We start from the raw sequence: 21,870 nt of genomic DNA on the forward strand, positions 1-21,870 counted from the left end.
CGCGGCCGATGATGGGCGGCGGCACCGCACTCTACTGAGCGTTGACGGCAAACCGCTGGTCGGGGCCGGGCCGCACGCTGCGGCGAGGGCGGTTGTCAGCGAACGTCACGCAGCAACTCCACGAAGCGGGCGTGCAGTTGGGGCCCGGAGACCAGCAGGCTGTCGGCCCCGGCCGCCCACGGCGCGCCCTGGGCGTCCGTGACGCGGGCCCCGGCCTCGCGGGCGATCAGTGCTCCGCCGAGCAGGTTGACATCGTCCGTGCCGTACATCCAGAAGGCGTCCAGCCGCCCGGCCGCGGTGTCGGCGAGCTGCCAGGAGGTGGGCCCGAGGTTGCGGATGGCGCGCACCTCGGGCAGCAGTGCGCGGTAGGAGCGCCCGGCGCGGGCCATCGCGGTGGGCTGTTCGGCGGCGAACATGGGATGGCTGGTGGCGATGACCGTCGCGGTGGCCTCGGCCTTGGCCGAGGGCGTGATCGGCGCGCCGTCGCGGGTGGCGCCGTGGCCCGCCGCGGCGGCGTACGTCTCGCCCAGCGGCGGGCAGTGCAGCACCACGGCCACCGGCACCCGGTCGCGGACCAGGGTGATGGTGACGCACCACTGCGGCAGCCCCTGGAGGTACTGCACGGCGCCGTCCATGGCGTCGGCCACCCACACCTCACCAGACCGCGGAAGCCGCAGGTCGAGTTCGTCCGCCCATCCGGCCTGCGGCCGCAGCCGGGCCAGTTCGGTGCGCAGCGCCTCGGACGCCGGTCCGTCCACCGCCTCGAAGGCGGACCGCAGTTCGGACAGGGTACGGGCGGCAGCCGGGCGCTCGCGGTCGAGCAACCGCTTGCCGGTGTGCTGGGCGATGGTGGTCAGCGGCGCGAGCAGGCCGAGGTCCGACATGGTGTGTTCCTCCTTGCCGTTGGTGGATGCGTCCACCTTCGCGGGCCTCGGCCGGGCATCGGCGCTCCAGGCCCTCGAAATGAGCGAAAATGCTCTTTGTGGCCATGGAAACGGCGATTGATGTCCTCGACGAGCGGGATCGGCGGCTGGTCGCGGCCCTGCAGTGCGACGGCCGGTTGCCGGTGGAGCGGGCCGCGACCGTACTGGGGCTCAGCGCGCGCACCGTACGGCGGCGCTGGTCCGCGCTGTTCGCCGACGGGATCGTCAAGGTCGTCATGGCACCCCAACTCCCGGACGGGACACGGGTGATGCTGCTGCGCGTCCGGGTGCTGCGCGGCCGCCTCGACGCGGTCACCAAGGCGCTGGCCGCCCGTGACGACATCCCGTTCATCGATGTCTCCGCGGGGGGCGACGAGATCAGCGCCATCGCGCTGACCGGCTCGGGGCCGCGCAACCGGCTGGTGTTCGAGCAGTTGCCCGCGACCTCGGCGGTCACCTCGGTCACCGCGCAGACCGTGCTGCACGTCTTCCGGGACGCCGCCGACTGGCGTCTCGACGTGCTCACCGCGCGGGAGCGGGCGGCGCTCGCCCCGCGTGGGCGCCCCGGTTCCGCCGGGCCGCTGGACGCCACCGACGACCTGCTGCTCGCCGCCCTCGCCGACGACGCCCGCGCCTCGGCGGCGTCCCTCGCCGCCCGCACCGGCCTGCCCGACTCCACCGTTCGCCGCCGGTTGACCGCCCTGACCGCCCGCGGTGCGCTGCGCACCCTGGTCGTCGTGGACCACCGCCGCCTCGGACTCGCGGTGGACGCCAACGTATGGCTCCAGGTGCCACCCGACCACCTCGACGAGGTGGGCCGTCGCCTTGCCCAGCACCCGGCGGTGCACGGCGCGTTGGCCACCACCGGCCAGGCCAACCTGCATGCCGCCGTGTGGCTCCCCGACCTGGAGGCCCTCTACCACTTCATCACCGAGGACCTTGCCGGGTTGGGCATCCACTCCGTGGACACGGTCCTGGTCGGCACCGCCGTCAAACGCCCCGGCCACCTGGCCTACCGAAGCGGTTCGAGGCCGTCGAGCAGTCGGGCCAGGCCGAACTCGAACCGGCTGTCCATGCTGGGCCCAGCGATCTCCTCGGCCAGTTCGCGGACGTTGGGGTAGCGCTCGGCGGGCAGCGCGGCCAGCCGCCGCCGGGCCTCGGCCAGCGCCTCCCCGGGGGTCGCGCCGGGCTCCTCCGCCGCGGACATCGGCACCGACTCGTGCACGACGAAGCCCTGCACCCAAGTGCTCACCAGATAGGCGGCGTTGACCGCGTCGGTGCCGCCGAAGCCCGCCCGGCGCAGGATGTCGATCAGCGCTTCCATCCCGGCCAGCGCCCGCGGACCGGGCGAGAACCGTCCGGCCAGGACGCGCACGGCGTTCGGCCGGGCGAGCAGATGGGTGCGCAGCCGACGTGCCATCTCGGCGACACCGTCCCGCCAGTGGGCGGGTGGAGTCGCGGTGAGGGTGCGGATGTCGATGTCGGCCCACAGCGCGTCGGAGGCCAGGTCGAGCAGCTCTTCCTTGTTCTGTACGTGCCAGTACAGCGATGCGGCCTGCACGCCGACTTCGGCGGCGACCTTGCGCATGGACAGGCCCTTGGGTCCGTCCCTTTCCAGCAACCGCAGTGCGGCATCGGCCAGGTCGTCCCTGGTCAGCCCGGTGCGTTCGGCCCGTTGAGCGCTCGCCATGTCGCCTCTCCCGTGCGGCAGTTCGCGGATTCCCGGTTGCGAATCTAACAGCGTTAGGGTCAAGCTAACGTCGTTAGGGAACGGCTAACGATGTTAGGGGGAGCTGTGGAGACCTGTTCGCGAGGCCGCAAGCGACTGGTGCTGGTGGCGTTGTGCAGCGGCTTGTTCATGGCCATGGTCGACAACCTCGTGGTGAGCACGGCGCTGCCCGCCATCGGGCGGGAACTGCGGGCCGGGACGTCCGGGCTGCAATGGGTGGTCGAGGCGTACAGCCTGGTCTATGCCTCGTTGCTGCTCACCGGAGGCGTCCTCGGCGACCGATGGGGCCGCCGCCCGGTCTACCTCGCGGGGCTGGCGCTGTTCACCACCGGGTCGGCGCTGTGCGCGTCGGCCGGGAGCCTGGCGGTGCTCGTCACCGGACGGGCCGTGCAGGGGGTGGGTGCGGCGCTGCTGACGCCGGGCTCGTTGGCCATCCTGCGGCACGTCTTCACCGGGGAGTCCGAGCGGGCCAGGGCGATCGGGGTGTGGAGCGGTGTCTCCGGGGCGGGACTGGCCGTCGGCCCCGCCCTTGGTGGGCCGCTGGTCGACCGGTTCGGCTGGGCCAGCGCGTTCTGGATCAACGTGCCGCTGGGCGTGGGGAGTTTGCTGCTGGCCGCCCGGATCCTGCCGCCGGTGCCGAGGTCGGGGGCGCGACCGGACCCCGCAGGCCAGATCACGGCGGTCGCCGGGCTCGGCACGCTGGTGTACGCGCTGGTCGAGGGACCGGTACGGGGGTGGGGCGACCGGCTGGTGCTGGGTGCCGCGCTGGCCGCCGTACTGCTGCTGGCCGGTTTCGTGACGCTTGAACTCCTGGTGCCGTCACCGATGGTGGACCTGCGGCTGTTCGCCCACCGGGGCACCGGTGCCGCCGTGCTCGCCGGATTCACCGTCAGCTTCGGATTCTTCGGCCTGGGCGTGTTCCTGAGCCTGTACCTCCAGTCGGTACTGGGGTATTCGGCGACGGCGGCGGGGCTGGTGATGCTCCCGGCCACGCTGTGCACCGGCGGCACCGCCATCGTCGCCGGGCGGCTGTGCGCCCGCCACGGTCCGCGGCTGCCGCTGGCCGCCGGGTTGGCGCTGGTCGCGGCTAGTGTCGCGGGGTTCACACGGTGCGGGTGCGACACCGGGTTCGGGAAGTTCTGGTGGTTGATGCCGCTGCTCGGCGTCGGCCTCGGGCTGACGTTCACGCCGATCTCCATCGCGGTGATGAATGCGGTGGAGCCCGCGCGAGCGGGCATGGCCTCGGCCACCGTCAACATGTTCCGGGAGATCGGCGGAGTGGCCGGGGTCGCCGTGATGGGCGCGGTGTCGGCCACCCGGTGCGCGTCCGACCTGCGGGCGCGCGTGCCCGGCGCGGGCGTGCTGGCGCACTCGGTCGTATCCGGGGGCGGGCACGGCTTGGGCCGTGGCTTACCGGCCGCCGCCCGAGGGGCGGTTGACGGCGCGTTCGTGGACGGACTGCACCTGGCCATGGTGGTGGGCGCGACGGCGCTGGCGGTGATGGCAGCACTGGTGCTGCTGTTGATGCGGCGATCGGATCGGGCCAACTCCGGGGCGGTTGGCTGAGGAGTTTCGTCGAGGCGCGCATGGCGGGTCGGGAACAGGTAGCTTCGGCGGGCGGAAGAATTTACGTTCCCTTGTAGGTCCGCGCAGTTCACATCCCGTTAACACAATGCTAAGGATGCGCCTTGCTCTGCCACCGGTTCCGCCGTCTGACGCCCTGTGCCGCCGTTCTGAGCGCCGTACTGGCCGCGCTGCCCGCCGGGTCGGCGTACGCCGCCGCGCCGACTCCCCATCTGGACGCCGTGCAGCGCGGTTTGCGGGGCGTGTCGCCGGGGCTCGATGGGCAGGTCTGGGCGCGCAGTGGTGGCAACGGCCTGGACGCCGGGGGCTGGCTGCTTCAGACGCCGGGGTGTTGGGGCGATCCGAAGTGCGCGAACCGGGTGGGTACCCGACGGCTGCTCGCCAAGATGACCGAGAACATCTCCCAGGCGCGGCGCACCGTTGACATCTCCTCGCTCGCCCCGCTGCCGAACGGCGCCTTCCAGGACGCGATCGTGGCGGGCCTGAAGGCGGCGGTGGCGGACGGGCGGAAACTGCGGGTGCGCGTGCTGGTCGGCGCCGCGCCGGTGTACAACCTCAACGTGATACCAGCGCTGTACGGGCACGAGTTGGTCAACCGGCTCGGCAAGGCGGCGGAGAACATCACGTTGAACGTCGCCTCGATGACCACGTCGAAGGCGTCGTTCTCCTGGAACCACACCAAGTTGGTCGTGGTGGACGGCGAGAGCGTGATCACCGGTGGCATCAACGACTGGAAGGACGACTACATCGACACCACCCACCCGGTCTCGGACGTCGACCTGGCGCTGCGTGGACCCGCCGCCCGTGCCGCCGGAACGTTTCTGGACACGTTGTGGACCTGGACCTGCCGGAACTCCGGCGACCCCAACTCGGTCTGGCTGGCCACCTCCAACTCGGCCGCCTGTATGCCGACCCTGGAGAAGGACGCCAACCCCGAACCGGTCAAGGCGCGGGGGGACATCCCGGTGATCGCGGTCGGCGGGCTCGGGGTCGGCATCAGGAAGTCGGACCCGGCGTCGTCGTACCGGCCCACGCTGCCCACCGCCTCCGACACCCGGTGCGGCATCGGTGTGCACGACAACACCAACGCGGACCGGGACTACGAAACCGTCAACCCCGAGGAGAGCGCCCTGCGTTCGCTGATCGGCAGCGCGCACCGCCGGGTCGAGATCTCCCAGCAGGACCTCAACGGCACCTGCCCGCCGCTGCCGCGCTATGACATCCGGCTGTACGACACGCTGGCCGCCAAGCTCGCCGAAGGCGTGAAGGTGCGGATCGTGGTCAGCGACCCGGCGAACCGCGGACTGGTCGGCAGCGGCGGATACTCGCAGATCAGGTCCCTGTCGGAGATCAGCGACACGCTGCGCGAACGCCTCGCCCGCGTCACCGGTGACCAGCGCACCGCCCACGCGAAGATGTGCGCCAACCTGCAACTGGCGTCCTTCCGCAGCGCCCCGACGGACAACTGGGCCGACGGCCACCCGTACGCACTGCACCACAAGGTGGTCTCCGTGGACGACTCCGCGTTCTACCTCGGCTCCAAGAACCTCTACCCGTCCTGGCTGCAGGACTTCGGCTACATCGTCGAAAGCCCCGCTGCCGCACGTCAGTTGCAGACCCGACTGCTCGATCCCGAGTGGACGTACTCGCGGGGGACCGCCACGGTGGACTACGCGCGGGGTCTGTGCCCGCGCTGACCTCGCCGCCCTAAGCGGGCGGCCGGGCGTCATGGCCGCAGCCGCAGCGCCGCCCGCTCCATCCGCAACCGCTCCCGCTCGGTGACCGCCGCCGAGAACGCCCAGGACACCGCCGTGGCCTCCGCCTCCCGGCGCCGGTCGGCGCGCTGTGCCACCGCCCGGTCCAGCAGCCGAACCGCCTCCAGCCGTCCCCGCTCGCGGTTCTCGATCTCCGTCGTGGAGTCACCGGCCGTCGCGACCCGGCCACATCTCGAACACCACCAGCGATCCGGCGCGCTGGTCGGCGGCGGCTTCATCACGGTCCGGCAGTTCGGGCAGCTCACCGGAAGCTCCTCCTCGACATGGCCGCACGATGCGCACACCCAGCCATCGCGCTGCCGCCACATGGTCCGCAGGCACAGCGGACACCCCGCCGTGGCGATCCCAGTCGGGCCCATCACCGGCGGATCCGGCGTCGAATCCGCGTACTCGATGATCTGTGCCCGTAGCCGGGCGTCCACCGTGTTCGCCATTCGCAACAGATGCGCGGTACGCGACCGCGCCTCATCCGCAAAATCCGTCATGGTTCGGGCAGGTTACGCCGGTACGCCCGGCACGGGGGCCTTGTCCAGCGGCGATCACGCGGAGGAGTGACAGAGTGCGCAGGGTTACCGACGGGTGCGGGCATCCTCCCGGGAGGGGCGCCGCCGTGGCGGCCGCTTTGGTCGGGGAGGGCTCGGGAGAGCTGCTTTGACCAGCGAGTTCATTGCTGACGCACCGGTAGGCGGAGGCGCGCGGATGATGCGGTATGTCAGCTTTTTCCGATTTATATGAGTTTTATGGTGATTTGCTTGTGTCTGTGGGGGTGTGGGCGCACTCTGAACTTGAGGAGCGGCAACCCGCCGCGTCTACAGAGTTAGGAGAGCGCCATGCGCAAGCCGATACGGCGCCTCGCCGTGGCTGCGGCCACCGGGGTGCTCACTGCCGGTACGTTCGCCGGTGTCGGCGGCCTGTCAACGGCATCAGCGGCACCGCAGCACCCGACGCACGTTGCCACCGTGAGCGTCCGAGGCGGAGGCGGCGGCTGGGGCTGGGGCCACGGCGGTTGGGGCCACGGCGGTTGGGGCCGCGGCGGTTGGGGCGGCGGTCCTGGCTGGGGCTGGAGCTGGGGTTGGGGCCCTGGCTGGTGGGGCTGGGGCTGGGGCGGCGGCTACTGGGGTGGTGACTGGGGAGACTGGGACTGACCACGGCATCCATCCCGACCCAGGCAATCCAGCCTGAGCAACGCTGGTGAGCGGTTGGCGGGCGTGGGAAGCGGCAAGGCGACCCACACCGCCAACCGCTCCGTCATGTGTACGGCCGGTGCGCCGCACACCGGCCTGATGATCCATCACGGTTGTCCGGTACTCGTCCATGGGCCCGCCCCGAGGTTTGCCGCGGGACCGCTTGGTCAAGGCAGCAGCTATGGATGATCAAAGCACGGTGCGAGCGGCGGACGCGGCGCGCGGCTACTACGAAACCGCAGATGTCGACGGTTTCTACGCCTCGGTATGGGGCGGCGAGGACATCCACACCGGGATCTACGCGCATCCGCGTGAGGCGATCGGTGCGGCCTCCCGGCGCACCGTCGAGCGGGTCGCCGCCAAGGCCGCGGACCTGCTGGGGCCCGGTCGGCGCGTGCTGGACATGGGTTCCGGCTACGGCGGCGCGGCCCGTTATCTGGCGGAGCGCTTCGGGTGCCGGGTCGTCGCCCTCAACATCAGCGAGTCCCAGAACCGGCGGCACCGGGAAGCCAACGCCGCACGCGGCCTCGGCGCACTGATCGAGGTCGTCACCGGTTCGTTCAACGACGTTCCCGAGCCGGACGGCAGCTTCGACGTCGTATGGTCCCAGGAAGCGTTGTGCCACAGCGGTGACCGGGCGAAGACACTCGGTGAGGCGGCACGGGTCCTCAAGCCGGGTGGCGCGTTCGTCTTCACGGACATCATGGCCACCCCGAAGGCGACCGCGGAGGAACTGGCGCCGTTGGCGGAGCGCCTGGCGATGGGGCGGTTCGCGACGCTCGACTTCTACCGTGCGCGACTTGGCGAACTCGGGCTGGCGCCGGTCGAGTTCGAGGACCTGAGCGAGCATCTGCTGACGCATTACATCCGGCTCACCGAGGAAGTGCGCGAACACGGCGAGGAGTTGGCGCAGGTCATCAGCCCCGGCTATCTGGAGCGACTCGGGGGGAACCTTCCGCTGTGGGCGCGGGCCTCTCAGGAGGGGCACCTGGCCTGGGGGATCTTCCATGCTGTGTGCGCCGCCGATGCCAGATAGTCCCCGCAGGTCAGTGAGGTGGCCGCGGCTGGTTATGCGCGCCGGAAAGGGGTAGGCGGCCCTACGTCATAACAAAGCGGAAACGGAGGGCACCATGGTCGTCCTCGGCATCATTCTGCTGATCGTCGGCTTCCTGCTGAAGATCGCCATTCTGTGGACGATCGGCATCATCCTGGTGGTCATCGGGGCGATCCTGTGGGTGCTCGGCACCCTGGGCCACGCGGTCTTCGGCCGACGGCACTACTGGTAGCCGTTGAACGGCAGCCGGAAGGGAGCCCAAGCCTATGAAGGTCGCTTTCCTCGTGGCCACCGCGGGCGTCGAGCAGGTCGAGCTGACCGATCCCTGCGAGGCGGTCTACGAAGCTGGCGGAACGCCCACAGTGGTCTCCACGAAGCCCGGACGCGTCCAGGCTTTCAAGCACCTTGAGGCGGCCGACACCTTCAAGGTCGACCAGACCGTCTCCGAGGCCCAGGTGAAGGACTTCGACGCTCTGGTCCTACCCGGTGGCGTGGCCAACCCGGACTTCCTGCGGATGGACGCCAAGGCCGTCGCCTTCGTCAAGGGCTTCTTCGACGCGGGCAAACCGGTCGCGGCGATCTGCCACGGCCCGTGGACCCTGGTCGAGGCCGACGTGGTGCGCGGCCGTACGCTCACCTCATGGCCCAGCATCCAGACGGACATCCGCAACGCGGGCGGCAACTGGGTCGACGAGCAGGTTCGGGTCTGTACGGACGGCCCCAACACCCTGATCACGAGCCGCAAGCCAGCCGATCTGAAGGCGTTTGACGACGCGTTCGTCACGGAGTTCACCAAGGCGAGTCGTTAGCGGCTACCCGGGCCGGTCCGGCGGCCAGCGGCGAGCGCTGTCGCCCGGTGTGAGCCGGGCGACGACCTCGGTGAGCTCGTCGCAGGCCTGGTGGATCCTGCGCAGGGTGTTCTGCTGCTCGGTGGTCAGCGCCGCCAGCAGCAGCGCGGTCAGCGCGGCGGAGCCGTTGAACGCCTGCAGGTTGACCATCACCGCGAACAACCCGTGGTGGGCGAAGGGCCCGGCCCGATGGGTCGCCGCCACCACCGCCAGCACCGACATGAACAGCACGCACGGCGCCGCACCGGCCAGCCGGAAGCGCAGCGCCGCCCAGATGAGCACGGGGAAGACCAGGAACAGCAGGGACATCCGCGTGCTGGTCACCAGCGTCGTCACCGCGGCCGCAACGGTGACCAGCGCCGCCGCCTCGGCCCACCGGGACCCGGGCACGTCCCGGGGCCACCGCGCCCGGCGCGCGACCAGCAGCAGCGGCGTGACGACCAGTACGCCCATCGCGTCCCCCGCCCACCACGCCGCCCAGGCTCCCCAGAACCGGCTCGGCGGCAGGAGGCCGGAGCCCACCAGCGACCCGGCACCCATGGTCGCGCTGACCAGCATCCCGGTCAGCGCGCCGAGGAACACCAGCGCCACCCCGTCCCGCAGCCGGGCCAGATCGAGCCGGAAACCGGACCGCCGAAGCATCAGGCACGCACACACCGGAGCGAGGGTGTTCCCCGCGATGATCCCCGCGTCGGCGGGCGTCATCCGGCCGAGCGAGGCCACGACGAGCAACGTGCCCAGTGCGATGCCCGGCCAGATCCGCAACCCCATCAGCAGCAACGCGGTCAGCGCGATACCGGTGGGCGGCCACAGCGGGGTCACCACCGCGCCGGCCACGACCACCCGCTCCAGCAGCCCGAGGTAGCCGGTGACGTAGTAGGCGGCTGCGACGGCAAGGATCCGCAGGGCTGTCCCCGCGAGGCGCCGGGCCTCCTCGTTGCGCACCACGGCAGCCATCAGACAGCCTGCGAAGCCGCCATAGCCCATGACACGCGCGGCGAGGCGGTTACGTCACCTTGTGCCCTGTGCCGCCTGGTGGCTCAGTACCAACACGGCGGCGTCGTCCGTGTGGCCGGTGAGGTCGGCCACCTTGATCACCTGACTGGCGAGTTCGCCCGGATCGGCGGGGACTGCGTCCCTGACCAGGCGCGCCACCTGCTCGATGCCCGCCTCGATGGAGAACGACGGCCCTTCCACCACACCGTCGGTGAACAGAGCGAGCACTTCGGTGTCGGACATCCGGCGCGTGGTGACCGGGTACGCCTCGCCGGGCAGTACGCCCAGCGGTACGCCCCCGGGGTGCTCGGCGACCCCCCAGTCGCCGTCCGCGGTGGCCCACACCCCGGGCACATGGCCCGCGCGGGCGTCGGCCAGCTCGCTGGTGGCCGGGTCGAAGCGCAGGAAGCTGCACGTGGCGAACAGGCCGCAGTCCATCGACAGCAGCAGCTCGTTGGCCCGGCTCAGCACCTCGCCGGGATCCTCGACGGCGGCGGCCACCGCGCGCAGTCCGATGCGGATCTGCCCCATGAACGCCGCGGCCTCGACGTCATGGCCCTGAACGTCCCCGATGGAGAACCCGACGGCGCCGTCGGGCAGCCTGAAACCGTCGTACCAGTCGCCGCCGATGTCCAGGCCGTGCCGGGCGGGCGCGTAGCGCGCCGCACAGCGCAGTCGCGGCACCTGCGGCAGCACGGCCGGAAGCAGTTCGCGTTGCAGGGCGACGGCCAGTTCCACCCGGGCCTTTTGCGACTCGGCCCGCTCCAGCGCCTGCGCGGTCAGCCGGCCGAGCGAGGTCAGCAGGTCGTCGGCGGACGGGGTGGGACGGCGTCGGGTCATGGACCCTCCGAGGCGCGTCGGGTCATGGGCGGCAGCCCGGGGAACCCCGCGGTCATCATATCGGCGCCAAGTGGCCCGCGCCGCTGGTCAGCCCTCCAGTGCCAGCCGCAGACCGAGCGCCAGCAGCACGGCGCCGGAGATCCGCTCCATCCGCCGCCGCACCGACGCGCGGTCGAACAGCGACTTCATACGGTGGACGAACCAGACGTACGTTCCGTAGAAGGCCACCTCGAACAGCGCCTGCACGGTCGCCAGCCCTATCACCGTGGGCAGTTGGGGCGCGCCGTGCGGAACGAACTGCGGCAGGAACGACATCGCGAAGATCGCCGCCTTCGGGTTGGCCAGGTTGACCCACACCCCCGTGCGGTACGCCCGCCACGGTGTCAGCGCCGCCGGGCCGGACCCGGCCGCACCGTCGGCCGCGTCCGGGCGCCGGGCGGCGCGCAGGGCCTGGACGCCGAACCAGATCAGCACCGCGGCTCCGGCGTACCGCATGACGTCATACGCCAGCTGCGAGGCGGCCAGTAGCGCGGTGAGGCCGAAGGCGGCCGCGACGCCCCACAGGAAGACACCGGTCTCGTTGCCCAGCACGGTGGCGAATCCGGCCCGCCGCCCGCCGCGCAGCGAGTGCCGGATGATCATCGCTGTGCTGGGGCCGGGCACGGCGGCGATGACCACGCACGCGCCGAGGAAGGGCAGGAGGATGCTCAGCATCCCGTCATCCTGCCGGGTCGGCTGATCGCCGGGCGACCGGATTTCGCCGGGCCGAAGGCGTCAACCGGGCTCGTGCGCAAGGCGGCTGGCGCCGGGCTCGTCGGCCACCGGGAAGGCGTAGTGAGACGGGCGGGACGGTACGCGGCTGGCGGCGCCGCCCATGCGTTCGCGAACGTGAATCCACGCGCTCGGCCGGGCCCGGCCACCGGTGCTCGGCCGACCCGGCGGGCGCATTGGTGCGATGCTGGGAGGACCACCGGCTGGTCGGAGGCGACCGGGCCGGGGAACGGGAGCGCTGTGCATGAACGGGTGGACGAGGTAGCGCGATGGACGCCTTCGACCGCACCACCACGCCCGAAGGGGTAGAGCCCCCCTTCGATCTGATGGGCGTGGCGATCGGGGTGGTGGACGCCAAGGGCCTCGTCGTCAGCTGGAGCGTCAGCGCGCAGGCGGTGCTCGGTTATCCGGCCGCCGAGGTGGTCCGGCGACCGGTCACCCGGCTGCTGGTCAACGCCGAGGACGGCGCCCGGGTGCTGGCCTCGGTACGGGGCCGGCCGACCTCGGAGGGCTGGGCGGGCCTGGTCGACGTGCGGCACCGGGACGGGCGGCCGTTGCGGCTCGGCCTGTGGATCTGGCCGTTGGACCCCCCGCTCGGCTGGCTGCTGGCCGCCATCGACATCGGCCGCACCCCGTGGTGGGAGGTCAACCGGTCGATGCTGGAGCGGTTCTTGTCCAGCTCACCGGTGGGCATGGCGGTGATGAGCCCTGACCTGCGGTTCGTATGGATCAACGACGCGCTGGAGCGCACCGGCGGCGTCTCCCGCCAGGAGCGGATCGGCAAGCGGTTCGGTGAGGTGCTGCCGCGGCTGGACGCCGAGAAGATCGAGGCGCAGATGCGCCAGGTGCTGGACACCGGGCAGCCCGCGACCGACTTCGAGTACCGCGGCCGCACCCCGGCCGACCCCAACCGTGAGCACGCCTACTCCACCTCGTTCTTCCGGCTCGACGACGCCTTCGGCAGGGTGCTGGGCGTGTGCTACATGGTCGTCGATGTCACCGAGCGGGTGCGGGCCAGGGAGCGGCTGGCGCTGCTGAACGAGGCGGGCGCGCGCACCGGCAGCACCCTGGACGTCGGCCGCACCGCACAGGAGCTGGCCGAGATCGGCGTACCGCGGCTCGCCGACTTCGTCACCGTCGACCTGCTGGACACCGTGCTGCGCGGTGACGCACCGCGCGCCGGGCCGCTGCTGGACGTGCGGGAGCTGCGCCGGGCCGGGCAGAAGTCGGTGCTGGAAGGCAGTCCCGAGTCGATCGCGGGGACCGGGGACATCGTCACCATCGACCCGGACTCTCCGTGGGGACGGTGCCTGGCGGACGGCACCTCGTTCCTGGAGACCCGGCCGGACACCGGTCCCGGTGGGTGGATGGCCGCGGACGCCGTCCGGTCGGCCAGTTTCCGCAGGTTCGGGCTGCGGTCGCTGATGCTGATCCCGATCCGTGCCCGCGGCAATGTGCTGGGCGTCGCCACGTTCGTCCGCTGGCAGCGGCCCGACCCCTTCGAGCAGGACGACCTGCTGCTCGCCGAGGAGGTCGTGGCCCGGGCGGCCGTCAACATCGACAACGCCCGCCGGTTCACCCGTGAGCACAGCACGGCGCTTGCCCTCCAGCGCGATCTGCTGCCGCACAAGCTGACCACCCGTACCACGCTGGAGGTGGCCTCGCGCTATCTGCCCGCGGGCGCCAGCGGAGGCGTGGGCGGCGACTGGTTCGACGTGATCCCGCTGTCCGGCGCCCGGACCGCCCTGGTCGTCGGTGACCTGGTCGGGCACGGGATCAGCGCGGCGGCCTCCATGGGGCGCTTCCGTACCGCCGTGCGCACCCTGGCCGACATGGACCTGCCGCCCGACGAGCTGCTCGCCCACCTGGACGACCTGGTGCTGCCGCCGGGCGGAGAGGAGCCGCGGGAGGAGGCGCATCCCGAGCCGGGGGTCGGCGCCACCTGCCTGTACGTCGTCTACGACCCGGTCACCCGCAACTGCGCGATGGCCAGGGCGGGGCATCCACCGCCCGCCATCGTGGCGCCGGACGGCAGCGTGAGCTTCCCCGACCTGCCCACCGGGCCACGGCTGGGAATGGGCGGCATGCCGTTCCAGAGCGCCGAGTTCGAACTTGCCGAGGGCAGTCTGCTGGCCCTGTTCACCGACGGCCTGCTGGAGGCCGGAGGGCGGGACGAGGCGCAGGGACTGGACCGGTTGCGCACGGTGCTCGCGCATCCGCACCGGCCGCTGGAGCAGACCTGCGGCGCGGTGCTGGACGCGCTGCTGGCCGGGCCGCCGGACGACGACGTCGCCCTGCTCATCGCCCGCACCCATGCGCTCGGCCCCGACCATGTGGCCTCCTGGCAGCTGCCGTGCGATCCGGCGGTGGTGTCGGAGGCCCGGGTGCTGGCCAGCCGCTGCCTTGAGGGATGGGGACTTGAGGACCTGGTGTTCACCGCCGAAGTGATCGTCAGTGAGCTGGTCACCAACGCCATCCGCCACGCGTCCGGGCCGATGCAGCTACGGCTGATCCGGCAGCACGCGCTGATCTGCGAGGTCGCCGACTCCAGCAGCACCTCGCCGCGCCTGCGCCATGCCCGTACCACCGATGAAGGCGGCCGTGGCCTGTTCCTGGTCGCCCAGCTGTCGCGCCGCTGGGGCACCCGCTACACGCCCGACGGAAAGATCATCTGGGCCGAGCTGTCCCGTAACGCGGCGTAACGGACGCGGAGCTGACCACTTTTCGACACGCCCCCTACCACATGCGTTCCGCGCCGCTACAAACTCCATGATATTGCTCAGCGTGATCGACGACACCCCAACGTGATCAACGCCAGCGAGGAGAGCCTGTATGACCCGTAGGCGGAACCACACCGTGCCGGGTAAGAGCTGCTTCGACGACATCTACGACCAGCCCGACCCGCGCGCCTACTTCCGCAGACTCGCCCCGCTCGAGTACCGCATCCCGCAGCACGCCCAACCGTTGTTCCGACGTGTGCACCGGGCACGTGCCGCCATTCCCGGCCACCGGGGCCCGGTCACCGTCCTCGACGTGTGCTGCTCGTACGGGATCAACGCCGCACTGCTCAACCACGACCTGACGCTGGACGAACTGTACGAGCACTACACCGGTCCCCAGGCGCGGGACCGCACGCGGGACGAACTCATCGCGTGGGACAAGGAGTTCTACGCCTCCCGCCGCCGCCCCGACCCGATCCGGGTGCTCGGGCTGGACGCCGCGGCGAACCCCGTACGGTACGCGCTGGACGTCGGACTGCTGGACGACGGGTTCGCCGAGGACCTGGAGTCCGCGCCCCCCAGCAAGCGGCTGTGCCGCGCCATGGCCGGTACCGGACTGATCACCGTCACCGGCGGCGTGGGCTACATCTCCGCCCGGACCTTCCGGGCACTGCTGGACTGCGCCCAACTCCCGGTCTGGGTAGTCGCGTTCGTCCTGCGCACCGTGTCCTACGCACCGGTGGCGCGCGCCCTGGCGGAGTACGGGCTGGCCACCGAACAGGACACCGACCACAGCTATCCGCAGCGCCTGTTCACCGACCCGGCCGAGCAGCGCAGCGCCATCGAGGCGCTCACCGCCGCGGGCGGGGACCCGACGGGCAAAGAGGCTGACGGCCGCTATCACACCACGCTGTACCTGTCCCGCCCGGGCCAGCGGCAGCCGGGACTCGACGCGCTGGTCGCCGAGGCGTTCGCCCACCTCAACGGTGGGCCAGGGCACGACGGTGACGGGTGAGCGCCGTCACCGACAGCACCAGCAGGGCGGCCTCCACCACGAGGCTCAGCACGCCCAGCGGTTCGGCCCAGTTGCCCACGTCATCGCTGTACTGCGGCAGGCCGGGACCCCTGGAGAGCACGTAGCCCAGCAGCGGGCCGAGGGCGACCCCGGCCGCCAACGGCCACCCCAGCCGGACCCGGCGGCACAGCAGCAGCCCCGCGGCCAGCAGCCCGGCGATCTCCAGCAGGTGGTAGCAGACACCGATGTAGAACGGGTCCCTCGCGCCTGGTACGCCGCCCTGGTCCACGACATGGATGGCGACCACCGCCAGGCACAGCGCGGCGCCGACCCATCTCGGCCCCCAGTGGGTCATGCGCTCACCGTCCTCCCGAAGGGAGATACCTACCCAAAGGGTACGGCGGTCGAGCGTTCGCAGGCGTGCTGGGTCACCGGCACCGCCGGGCCCGCGGCATCGTGGCCGCTCACTGTCGCGGCGCGTGACCTGCTGGCGCCGCGGCGCTGGGCACCCACGACGCTGTGGACCGGTGCGCGACCAGCGCGACCGTAGGAGCTCCCGCCGGGCCGACGCCGACGCGGTCGCCCGCCCGGGCCGTGCTCACGGCTGCTCGGTAGGCCGGATCAGCAGCTCGCTGACCGAGGCGTGCCGCGGCCGGGTGACCGCGAAGACGACGGCCTCGGCGACGTCGTCGGCGTCCAGGCGCCGCAGGCGGCGGGCGTCCAGCCGCGCCCGGACGTGCGGCGGGTTGTGGGTGCGCAGCTCGGTGACGGTACTGCCGGGCTCGATCGCGCAGACCCGGACATGGCGGTCGTGCAGTTCCTGGCGCAGCCCCTCGGTCAACGCGCCCACCCCGAACTTGGTGCTGCTGTAGACCGCTCGTCCGGCGCGGGTGCGGCGTCCCGCCACGGCGCTGACGTTGACCAGGTCGGCCACCTGCCGGGTGCCGTCGGCCGCCGCCCGCACCAGGTGGGGCAGCGCGGCCTGGGTGGTGTACATCAAGCCCATCAGATTGATCCGGACCATGCGCCGCCACTGGTCGGACGTGGCCTCCTCGAAGGGGCCGAGCAGCATCAGCCCCGCGTTGTTGACCAGGATGTCCAAGCCGCCCAGGGCCGCCACGCTGTGGTCGACGGCGGCATGGGCCTGCTCCTCCTCGGTGAGGTCGGCGGTGCGCACCAGCGCGGTGCCGCCCAACTCCCGGATGCCGCACGCCACTTGCTCCAGGCGGTCCTGCCGCCGGGCCACCAGTGACACCGCCGCGCCCTCGGCGGCCAGCGCCCGGGCCGTCGCCTCGCCGATCCCGCTGGAGGCTCCGGTCACCAGCGCCACCGTTCCGGCCAACCGGTTCGTCGTCGGCATGGTTTCTCCGTAACTCCTCGCAGATGTCCGGCACTTGCCGAATGTCGCGACGGTAAGCGAGGATCCGCGGTGGCGCGTCCCCGTGGGTGGCGGATCCGGCCAATGTGTCAACCGGCCGACGGCTACAGCGACGAGGTGCTGATGAACGTCAGGTACAGCCCCAGCCCCGCCGAGACGAGCGTCGCCGCCCCCAGCGTGAGCCCGGCCGCGCGGCGGGACCGGGCCCGGGCCAGCGCGGTCGCCAGCGGGAGGACCAGGGGGAAGACCGGCAGCAGGAAGCGGGCGCGGGACAGGAACGCCCCGGCGTCGCCCAGCGTGATGGTCAGCATCGCCGCGCTGAACACCACGAGCACCGCCGGTTGCCGCGCGGTACAGCAGTGTCCGAACAGCACCACCGCCGCCAGCAGCACCACCGTGACCGCGACGGCGCCGATCCCGGCGCCGAGAGGATCCCGGAGCACCTGGACGACCTGCCCCGCGGTGGTGGCGCCGAAGTCGAAGTGCGAGTTCCACGCCATCTGCACGGTGAAGTAGCCGTTCCACCGCCCCAGCCGGTACCCCACCCATCCGACGAACCCGAACCATCCCAGGGGCGCGACGGCCGCGCCCAGTACCGCCCGCCAGCACCACGGCGCCCGCCGCACCCGTACCAGCGCCGCCGTGGCGACGGCGGCGGCCAGCGCGATACCGGTCGGCCGGGTCAGACACGCCGCCGAACTCAACGCCCCGGACCACAGCCAACGCCCGGTCAGCGCCGCGTACAGCGTCCAGGCGGCCAGAGCGGCGAACAGCGCCTCGGTATAGCCGAGGTTGACCTCGAACGCGTGCGGCAGCGCCGCCCACACCAACGCGGCGGCCACCCCCGTACGGTGGCCGTACAGCCGCTCGGCGACGGCGAAGATGCCGCACGCCGCGGCCCCCGCGGCCACCCACGCCACCAGCAGCGCGGCCCCCGGCGGCGACACCGGCAGCACCGCGTGCACCGCCCTGACCGACATCGGGTACAGCGGGAAGAACGCCAGGTCGCAGTAGCGGTGACCGTGCGCGTCCGGCGCGGGCACGGCGGTCGGGTAGCCGACCGTCGCGACGCGCAGATAGGCGGCGGCGTCCCACAGCGTCCCCATCCGGTGCCACACCGAAGTGCCGCGCCAGGCTCCCCACGCCGTGAACAGCGCCAGGCACACGCCCCGGACGGCGGCGTACCCCGCGAGCGCCGGAGCGGCCCGGTGCGCCGCCGCCAGCAAGCGCCGTATGGGCCGCAGGCATTCGGCGAGGTCGCCGAGCGGGCGGGCGGACTGGGTGACTGTGGACATGGCGGACCGCGTGGGGGAGTGGGGGCTGTACCGAGGCGCGTAGCGTACTAGTGGATTCCGCCGGATCCGTGCAGGCTGGTGCGGAATTGACCCCGGTACGACGAAGGGTGCCGCCCGGCGGACGGCACCCTTCGGTGGGTACGGACCCTAGACCGTGGCTATGGCCGGGTCGCTGGTGCTGACCTGGCCGGTCTCCACATGGCCCGCGAGGCGGCGCAGGAAGGTGCGGTCCTGCTCACAGGCGACCGACAGGTCGTACCAGCCGTGGCTGCGGTGCGGGGTCGCCGTGTGGACGACCCGCGCGCCGGGCTTCAGCCGGTAGTTGGCCGGGCGGTCGTTGCCGTAGGCGTCGGTGACGGTGAGGTGGACGGTGGTGGTGCCCTCGTTGGTCAGCACCAGCCTCACCTGCCCGCTGCCGCCCTCGTGCCGGGCGCTCACCTCGGGGCGGGTGGCGCCGGTGTGGCCCTTGAACTGCCGCAGGAAGCCGTTGGGTCCGTGCACGGTGAAGTCGTACCCGGACTGCTTGGCCGAGCCGAGGTGCCAGTTACCGGACAACTGCCGGCCGGCCTCCACGGTGTAGGTCCACGGGCCGTCGGGCTGGGTCGCGGAGGTGACGTAGAACGTCGCACCGGCCCTGCCGTGGCTGGTGAAGTCGAGCGTCAGCTGGCCGTCGTGGGCGTCCACCCGGCTGTCCGCGGACAGGTCGTACGGCAGCGGCCGGGCCGGGCGAAGTCCCTTTTCCTGCTTGGGCAGTTCGGGGTTGGCCGGGAGCTTGGGCACGTAGTCGGGGTGCCGGTTGTGGTCCGGCGGGAGGTAGCCGCTGGTGTCCGGCAGGGTCGGCACCTTGGTGTTGGTCTTCGAGAAGTCGAAGGCCGTGGTCAGGTCGCCGGTGATGGCGCGGCGCCAGGGGGAGATGTTGGGCTCGTGGACGCCGAAGCGCCGCTCCATGAATCGGATGATGGAGGTGTGGTCGAACACCTGGGAGCAGACGTAGCCGCCGGTGCTCCACGGGGAGACCACGAACATCGGCACCCGCTGGCCCAGACCGTAGGGTCCCGGAACGCTGCTGTCACCGCTCTTGGGGGTGAACAGGTCACCGCTGACGTCCACCGTCGACTTGCCCTGGGCCGGGGAGGACGGCGGGTACGGCGGCACGACGTGGTCGAAGAAGCCGTCGTTCTCGTCGTAGGTGATGAACAGCGCCGTCTTGCTCCACACCTCGGGGTTGGAGGTCAGCGCGTCCAGCACCTGGGAGATGTACCAGGCACCGTAGTTGACCGGCCAGTTGGGGTGCTCGGTGAACGCTTCGGGCGCCGCGATCCAGGAGATCTGCGGGAGCTTGCCCGCCTTCACATCGGCCTTGAGGATGTCGAAGAAGCCCTGGCCCTGCTTGGCGTTGGTGCCGGTGCGGGCCTTCTCGTACAGCGGGCTGCCGGGGGCGGCGTTGCGGTAGTTGTCGAAGTACAGCAGGGAGTTGTCGCCGTAGTTGCCGATGTAGGCGTCCTGGGTCCAGCCCCAGGAGCCGTTCGCGTCAAGGCCGTTGCCGACGTCCTGATAGATCTTCCAGGATATTCCGGCCTTCTCCAGGCGCTCGGGGTACGTCGTCCACGAGTAGCCCTTCTCGGCGTTGTCGATGACCGGGCCGCCGCCGGTGCCGTCGTTGCCGACGTAACCGGTCCACATGTAGTAGCGGTTGGGGTCGGTGGGGCCGAGCAGCGAGCAGTGGTAGGCGTCGCAGATGGTGAACGTGTCGGCCAGCGCGTAGTGGAACGGTATGTCCTGGCGGGTCAGGTAGGCCATCGTCGTCGCGGTCTTGGCCGGAACCCACTGGTCGTACTTGCCCTGGTTGTGCGCGTGGTGGCCGCTGTCCCAGCCGTGGTCGAGGTCCTGGAGGAACTGCAGGCCCAGGTTCTCGGCGTCCGGGTGGAACGGCAGGACGTCCTTGGAACCGTCGGACTGGTACCACACCGGCTTGCCGCTCGGCAGGGTCACCGGGCGCGGGTCACCGAAGCCGCGTACCCCGCGCATGGTACCGAAGTAGTGGTCGAAGGAACGATTCTCCTGCATCAGGACGACGATGTGCTCCACGTCCCGCAGGGTGCCGGTACGGCGGTTTGCCGGAATCTCCGCCGCGCGGGCGATGGCGCTGGTGAGCATGGATGTGGCGGCGGTGCCACCCGCCAGTTGCATGAATCTGCGACGGTTGATCCCGGTCATAAAGAGCGTGTCTCCTTGGTTGGTTCACGACGGAACGGAGTTCCGGACGGAGTCTCACCAGGCGATCGGGAACGACGGTCGGCTGGGGCGGAAAGCCATGGCGAAGCCTCCGTTAACCTCCGTCCCATGATCGTCGGCGGGACTCCGGTCAACAGTTCTACCGTCCCGGAGCGCGAGGTTCCATGGCTGTGCGGAAAACGATCGCGGCAAGAAGGTGAGCTGAAGATCACTACCATCGTCGGGTGATCAACAGAAGACGGTCCGCGGTCGGCCTGCTCAGCGTGCTGGCCGCTTTGAACATGTTCGGCGCGCCGCCCGCCGTCGCCGACGAACCCAAGTCCAAGGAACCACCCAAGGTCGAGCTGGTGCTTGACGACAGCGGCTCGATGCGCACCGCCGACATCGAGGGCCACAGCCGGATCTCCGTGGCCCAGCAGTCCTTTGACGAAGTCGTGGACGCGCTCCCCGAGCAGACCCAACTCGGCATCCGAGTCCTGGGATCCACCTACCCGGGTGACGACAAGACGGTCGGCTGCCGGGACACCCAGCAGATATCCCCGGTCGGCCCGGTCGACAAGACCGAGGCCAAGACCGCCATCGCCACCTTGCGCCCCACCGGCTGGACCCCCATCGGGCTCGCGCTGCGCGACGCCGCCAAGGATCTGGGCACCGGCGACACCACTCGCCGGATCGTGCTGATCACCGACGGCGAGGATGACTGCGCACCGCCCGACCCGTGCGACGTGGCCCGTGAACTCGCCGCGCAGGGCACCCACTTGGTGGTCGACACCCTCGGGCTCACCCTTGACGACAAGGTCCGGCGGCAGCTCACCTGCATCGCCTCGGCAACCGGCGGCACCTACACGGCCGTTCAGAGCCAGAACCAGCTCACCGGCCGCCTCAACCAACTGGTGGACCGGGCCAACGACACCTACCAGGAGACCCCGAGCCAGGTGTCCGGCGCCGACGGCTGCGCAGCCGCACCGATCCTGGCACCCGGCGTCTACACCGACCGGGAGCGGTTCGCCGAGCACCGCTGGTACCGGGTGCCGGTGCGGCCGGGCCAGGAACTGCGCGCATCGGTGAGCATGTCGCTCGACCGTGCCCTCAACCCCGACTACGGGCTGCTGCTGCGGGCCACCGCAGGGGACGGCCGGGAGCTGGTGCGCGGTACGGACGCGGGCAGCGGGCGCACCGACGTGGTGTCCACCGGGCTGCGGTGGTCCGACCCGCAGGCGGCGGACGAGGCGACGCCCACGCCCATGCCCACGCCCGCGCCGTCCGCCTCGGCGGCGAGCGGGCCGAACACCGTCTGCCTGGTGGTCAGCAACTCCTTCTCCGCCCCGGCCGGGGTGCAGACCACGCCTGGTATGCCGCTGGAGCTGACCGTTGACGTGGTGCCCTCCTCGGCCGCCCCGCACGGCCCCGACCTGGGCCGCGGCTGGGCGCTGCTCGCCGTGCTGACCGTCGCCGGACTGCTGGCCGGGCTGGTGACCGGCTGGTTGGCCCGCTGGCGGATCGCCGTCTGGAAGGAGAACTGA

At 71.3% G+C, this 21,870-nt stretch carries 20 protein-coding genes; 10 read left to right on the forward strand and 10 right to left on the reverse strand.

Annotated features, from left to right (window positions below; genetic code table 11):
• Nucleotides 1-95: 95 nt before the first annotated feature.
• Complete coding sequence (locus tag NON19_RS02000) at nt 96-920, reverse strand: inositol monophosphatase family protein (protein ID WP_255924760.1); 825 nt, start codon at nt 918-920, stop codon at nt 96-98.
• 53 nt (nt 921-973) lie between these two features.
• Here NON19_RS02000 and NON19_RS02005 point away from each other — a divergent pair, with 53 nt between their 5' ends.
• On the forward strand, nt 974-2,044 hold the full coding sequence (locus NON19_RS02005) for an Lrp/AsnC family transcriptional regulator (protein WP_255924761.1): 1,071 nt from the start codon (nt 974-976) through the stop codon (nt 2,042-2,044).
• On the opposite strand, the gene NON19_RS02010 is transcribed toward NON19_RS02005, so the two are convergent.
• Nucleotides 1,936-2,613: a TetR/AcrR family transcriptional regulator gene (locus NON19_RS02010; protein ID WP_255924762.1), complete on the reverse strand. Its 678-nt coding sequence runs from the start codon at nt 2,611-2,613 to the stop codon at nt 1,936-1,938. The genes NON19_RS02005 and NON19_RS02010 overlap by 109 nt on opposite strands.
• A 90-nt stretch (nt 2,614-2,703) precedes the next feature.
• Between NON19_RS02010 and NON19_RS02015 the strand changes: the two genes are divergently transcribed.
• Entirely contained in the window at nt 2,704-4,218 is a 1,515-nt protein-coding gene (locus NON19_RS02015) for an MFS transporter (protein ID WP_255924763.1), read from the forward strand.
• A 122-nt stretch (nt 4,219-4,340) separates the two neighbouring features.
• Nucleotides 4,341-5,933: a phospholipase D-like domain-containing protein gene (locus NON19_RS02020; protein ID WP_255924764.1), complete on the forward strand. Its 1,593-nt coding sequence runs from the start codon at nt 4,341-4,343 to the stop codon at nt 5,931-5,933.
• A 29-nt stretch (nt 5,934-5,962) separates the two neighbouring features.
• Here the strand turns inward: NON19_RS02020 and NON19_RS02025 are convergent, their stop codons facing one another.
• Entirely contained in the window at nt 5,963-6,496 is a 534-nt protein-coding gene (locus NON19_RS02025) for a hypothetical protein (RefSeq protein ID WP_255924765.1), read from the reverse strand.
• A gap of 345 nt (nt 6,497-6,841) precedes the next feature.
• Between NON19_RS02025 and NON19_RS02030 the strand changes: the two genes are divergently transcribed.
• The 4 genes from NON19_RS02030 (at nt 6,842) to NON19_RS02045 (ending at nt 9,058) form a co-directional block, all read left to right on the forward strand.
• Nucleotides 6,842-7,156, forward strand: coding sequence for a hypothetical protein (locus tag NON19_RS02030; RefSeq protein WP_255924766.1), 315 nt, complete (start codon nt 6,842-6,844; stop codon nt 7,154-7,156).
• 220 nt (nt 7,157-7,376) lie between these two features.
• Nucleotides 7,377-8,231 carry a class I SAM-dependent methyltransferase gene (locus NON19_RS02035; protein WP_255924767.1) on the forward strand — a complete coding sequence of 285 codons (855 nt, stop codon included), beginning with the start codon at nt 7,377-7,379 and terminating at the stop codon, nt 8,229-8,231.
• 94 nt (nt 8,232-8,325) lie between these two features.
• A complete protein-coding gene (locus tag NON19_RS02040) occupies nt 8,326-8,481 on the forward strand; it encodes a DUF6131 family protein (RefSeq protein WP_255924768.1) in 156 nt (51 codons plus the stop codon).
• Between the two features lie 34 nt (nt 8,482-8,515).
• Nucleotides 8,516-9,058 carry a type 1 glutamine amidotransferase domain-containing protein gene (locus NON19_RS02045; RefSeq protein WP_255924769.1) on the forward strand — a complete coding sequence of 181 codons (543 nt, stop codon included), beginning with the start codon at nt 8,516-8,518 and terminating at the stop codon, nt 9,056-9,058.
• Nucleotides 9,059-9,061: 3 nt separating this feature from the next.
• Here the strand turns inward: NON19_RS02045 and NON19_RS02050 are convergent, their stop codons facing one another.
• From NON19_RS02050 to NON19_RS02060, 3 genes are all read right to left on the reverse strand, one after another.
• Entirely contained in the window at nt 9,062-10,045 is a 984-nt protein-coding gene (locus tag NON19_RS02050) for an MASE1 domain-containing protein (RefSeq protein ID WP_372513979.1), read from the reverse strand.
• Between the two features lie 63 nt (nt 10,046-10,108).
• On the reverse strand, nt 10,109-10,933 hold the full coding sequence (locus tag NON19_RS02055) for a PP2C family protein-serine/threonine phosphatase (RefSeq protein WP_255924771.1): 825 nt from the start codon (nt 10,931-10,933) through the stop codon (nt 10,109-10,111).
• A gap of 87 nt (nt 10,934-11,020) precedes the next feature.
• Nucleotides 11,021-11,647, reverse strand: coding sequence for a LysE family translocator (locus NON19_RS02060; RefSeq protein WP_255924772.1), 627 nt, complete (start codon nt 11,645-11,647; stop codon nt 11,021-11,023).
• 326 nt (nt 11,648-11,973) lie between these two features.
• Here NON19_RS02060 and NON19_RS02065 point away from each other — a divergent pair, with 326 nt between their 5' ends.
• Nucleotides 11,974-14,406, forward strand: a complete 2,433-nt coding sequence (locus tag NON19_RS02065; protein ID WP_255924773.1) for a SpoIIE family protein phosphatase — start codon at nt 11,974-11,976, stop codon at nt 14,404-14,406.
• Nucleotides 14,407-14,536: 130 nt separating this feature from the next.
• Nucleotides 14,537-15,439, forward strand: a complete 903-nt coding sequence (locus NON19_RS02070; protein ID WP_255924774.1) for a hypothetical protein — start codon at nt 14,537-14,539, stop codon at nt 15,437-15,439.
• Here NON19_RS02070 and NON19_RS02075 read toward each other — a convergent pair.
• The 4 genes from NON19_RS02075 to NON19_RS02090 form a co-directional block, all read right to left on the reverse strand.
• Complete coding sequence (locus NON19_RS02075; protein ID WP_255924775.1) at nt 15,405-15,794, reverse strand: hypothetical protein; 390 nt, start codon at nt 15,792-15,794, stop codon at nt 15,405-15,407. The genes NON19_RS02070 and NON19_RS02075 overlap by 35 nt on opposite strands.
• A 243-nt stretch (nt 15,795-16,037) precedes the next feature.
• Nucleotides 16,038-16,799, reverse strand: coding sequence for an SDR family NAD(P)-dependent oxidoreductase (locus tag NON19_RS02080; protein WP_255924776.1), 762 nt, complete (start codon nt 16,797-16,799; stop codon nt 16,038-16,040).
• 122 nt (nt 16,800-16,921) lie between these two features.
• Nucleotides 16,922-18,112: a glycosyltransferase family 39 protein gene (locus NON19_RS02085; protein WP_255924777.1), complete on the reverse strand. Its 1,191-nt coding sequence runs from the start codon at nt 18,110-18,112 to the stop codon at nt 16,922-16,924.
• A 147-nt stretch (nt 18,113-18,259) separates the two neighbouring features.
• Nucleotides 18,260-20,329 carry a phosphocholine-specific phospholipase C gene (locus tag NON19_RS02090; RefSeq protein WP_255924778.1) on the reverse strand — a complete coding sequence of 690 codons (2,070 nt, stop codon included), beginning with the start codon at nt 20,327-20,329 and terminating at the stop codon, nt 18,260-18,262.
• A 242-nt stretch (nt 20,330-20,571) separates the two neighbouring features.
• On the opposite strand from NON19_RS02090, the gene NON19_RS02095 reads away from it, so the two are divergent.
• Complete coding sequence (locus NON19_RS02095; RefSeq protein WP_255924779.1) at nt 20,572-21,870, forward strand: VWA domain-containing protein; 1,299 nt, start codon at nt 20,572-20,574, stop codon at nt 21,868-21,870.

This window comes from Streptantibioticus rubrisoli (genome assembly GCF_024436055.1).
Lineage (GTDB): Bacteria > Actinomycetota > Actinomycetes > Streptomycetales > Streptomycetaceae > Streptantibioticus_A > Streptantibioticus_A rubrisoli.

What these genes read in the sequence shown, in the direction of transcription:
- NON19_RS02005 (WP_255924761.1), top strand. Translation starts at nt 974, where the DNA reads ATGCTCTTTGTGGCCATGGAAACGGCGATTGATGTCCTCGACGAGCGG.
- NON19_RS02010 (WP_255924762.1), bottom strand. Translation starts at nt 2,613, where the DNA reads ATGGCGAGCGCTCAACGGGCCGAACGCACCGGGCTGACCAGGGACGAC.
- NON19_RS02015 (WP_255924763.1), top strand. Translation starts at nt 2,704, where the DNA reads ATGTTAGGGGGAGCTGTGGAGACCTGTTCGCGAGGCCGCAAGCGACTG.
- NON19_RS02025 (WP_255924765.1), bottom strand. Translation starts at nt 6,496, where the DNA reads ATGACGGATTTTGCGGATGAGGCGCGGTCGCGTACCGCGCATCTGTTG.
- NON19_RS02030 (WP_255924766.1), top strand. Translation starts at nt 6,842, where the DNA reads ATGCGCAAGCCGATACGGCGCCTCGCCGTGGCTGCGGCCACCGGGGTG.
- NON19_RS02035 (WP_255924767.1), top strand. Translation starts at nt 7,377, where the DNA reads ATGGATGATCAAAGCACGGTGCGAGCGGCGGACGCGGCGCGCGGCTAC.
- NON19_RS02040 (WP_255924768.1), top strand. Translation starts at nt 8,326, where the DNA reads ATGGTCGTCCTCGGCATCATTCTGCTGATCGTCGGCTTCCTGCTGAAG.
- NON19_RS02045 (WP_255924769.1), top strand. Translation starts at nt 8,516, where the DNA reads ATGAAGGTCGCTTTCCTCGTGGCCACCGCGGGCGTCGAGCAGGTCGAG.
- NON19_RS02055 (WP_255924771.1), bottom strand. Translation starts at nt 10,933, where the DNA reads ATGACCCGACGCCGTCCCACCCCGTCCGCCGACGACCTGCTGACCTCG.
- NON19_RS02060 (WP_255924772.1), bottom strand. Translation starts at nt 11,647, where the DNA reads ATGCTGAGCATCCTCCTGCCCTTCCTCGGCGCGTGCGTGGTCATCGCC.
- NON19_RS02065 (WP_255924773.1), top strand. Translation starts at nt 11,974, where the DNA reads ATGGACGCCTTCGACCGCACCACCACGCCCGAAGGGGTAGAGCCCCCC.
- NON19_RS02070 (WP_255924774.1), top strand. Translation starts at nt 14,537, where the DNA reads ATGACCCGTAGGCGGAACCACACCGTGCCGGGTAAGAGCTGCTTCGAC.
- NON19_RS02075 (WP_255924775.1), bottom strand. Translation starts at nt 15,794, where the DNA reads ATGACCCACTGGGGGCCGAGATGGGTCGGCGCCGCGCTGTGCCTGGCG.
- NON19_RS02080 (WP_255924776.1), bottom strand. Translation starts at nt 16,799, where the DNA reads ATGCCGACGACGAACCGGTTGGCCGGAACGGTGGCGCTGGTGACCGGA.
- NON19_RS02085 (WP_255924777.1), bottom strand. Translation starts at nt 18,112, where the DNA reads ATGTCCACAGTCACCCAGTCCGCCCGCCCGCTCGGCGACCTCGCCGAA.
- NON19_RS02090 (WP_255924778.1), bottom strand. Translation starts at nt 20,329, where the DNA reads ATGACCGGGATCAACCGTCGCAGATTCATGCAACTGGCGGGTGGCACC.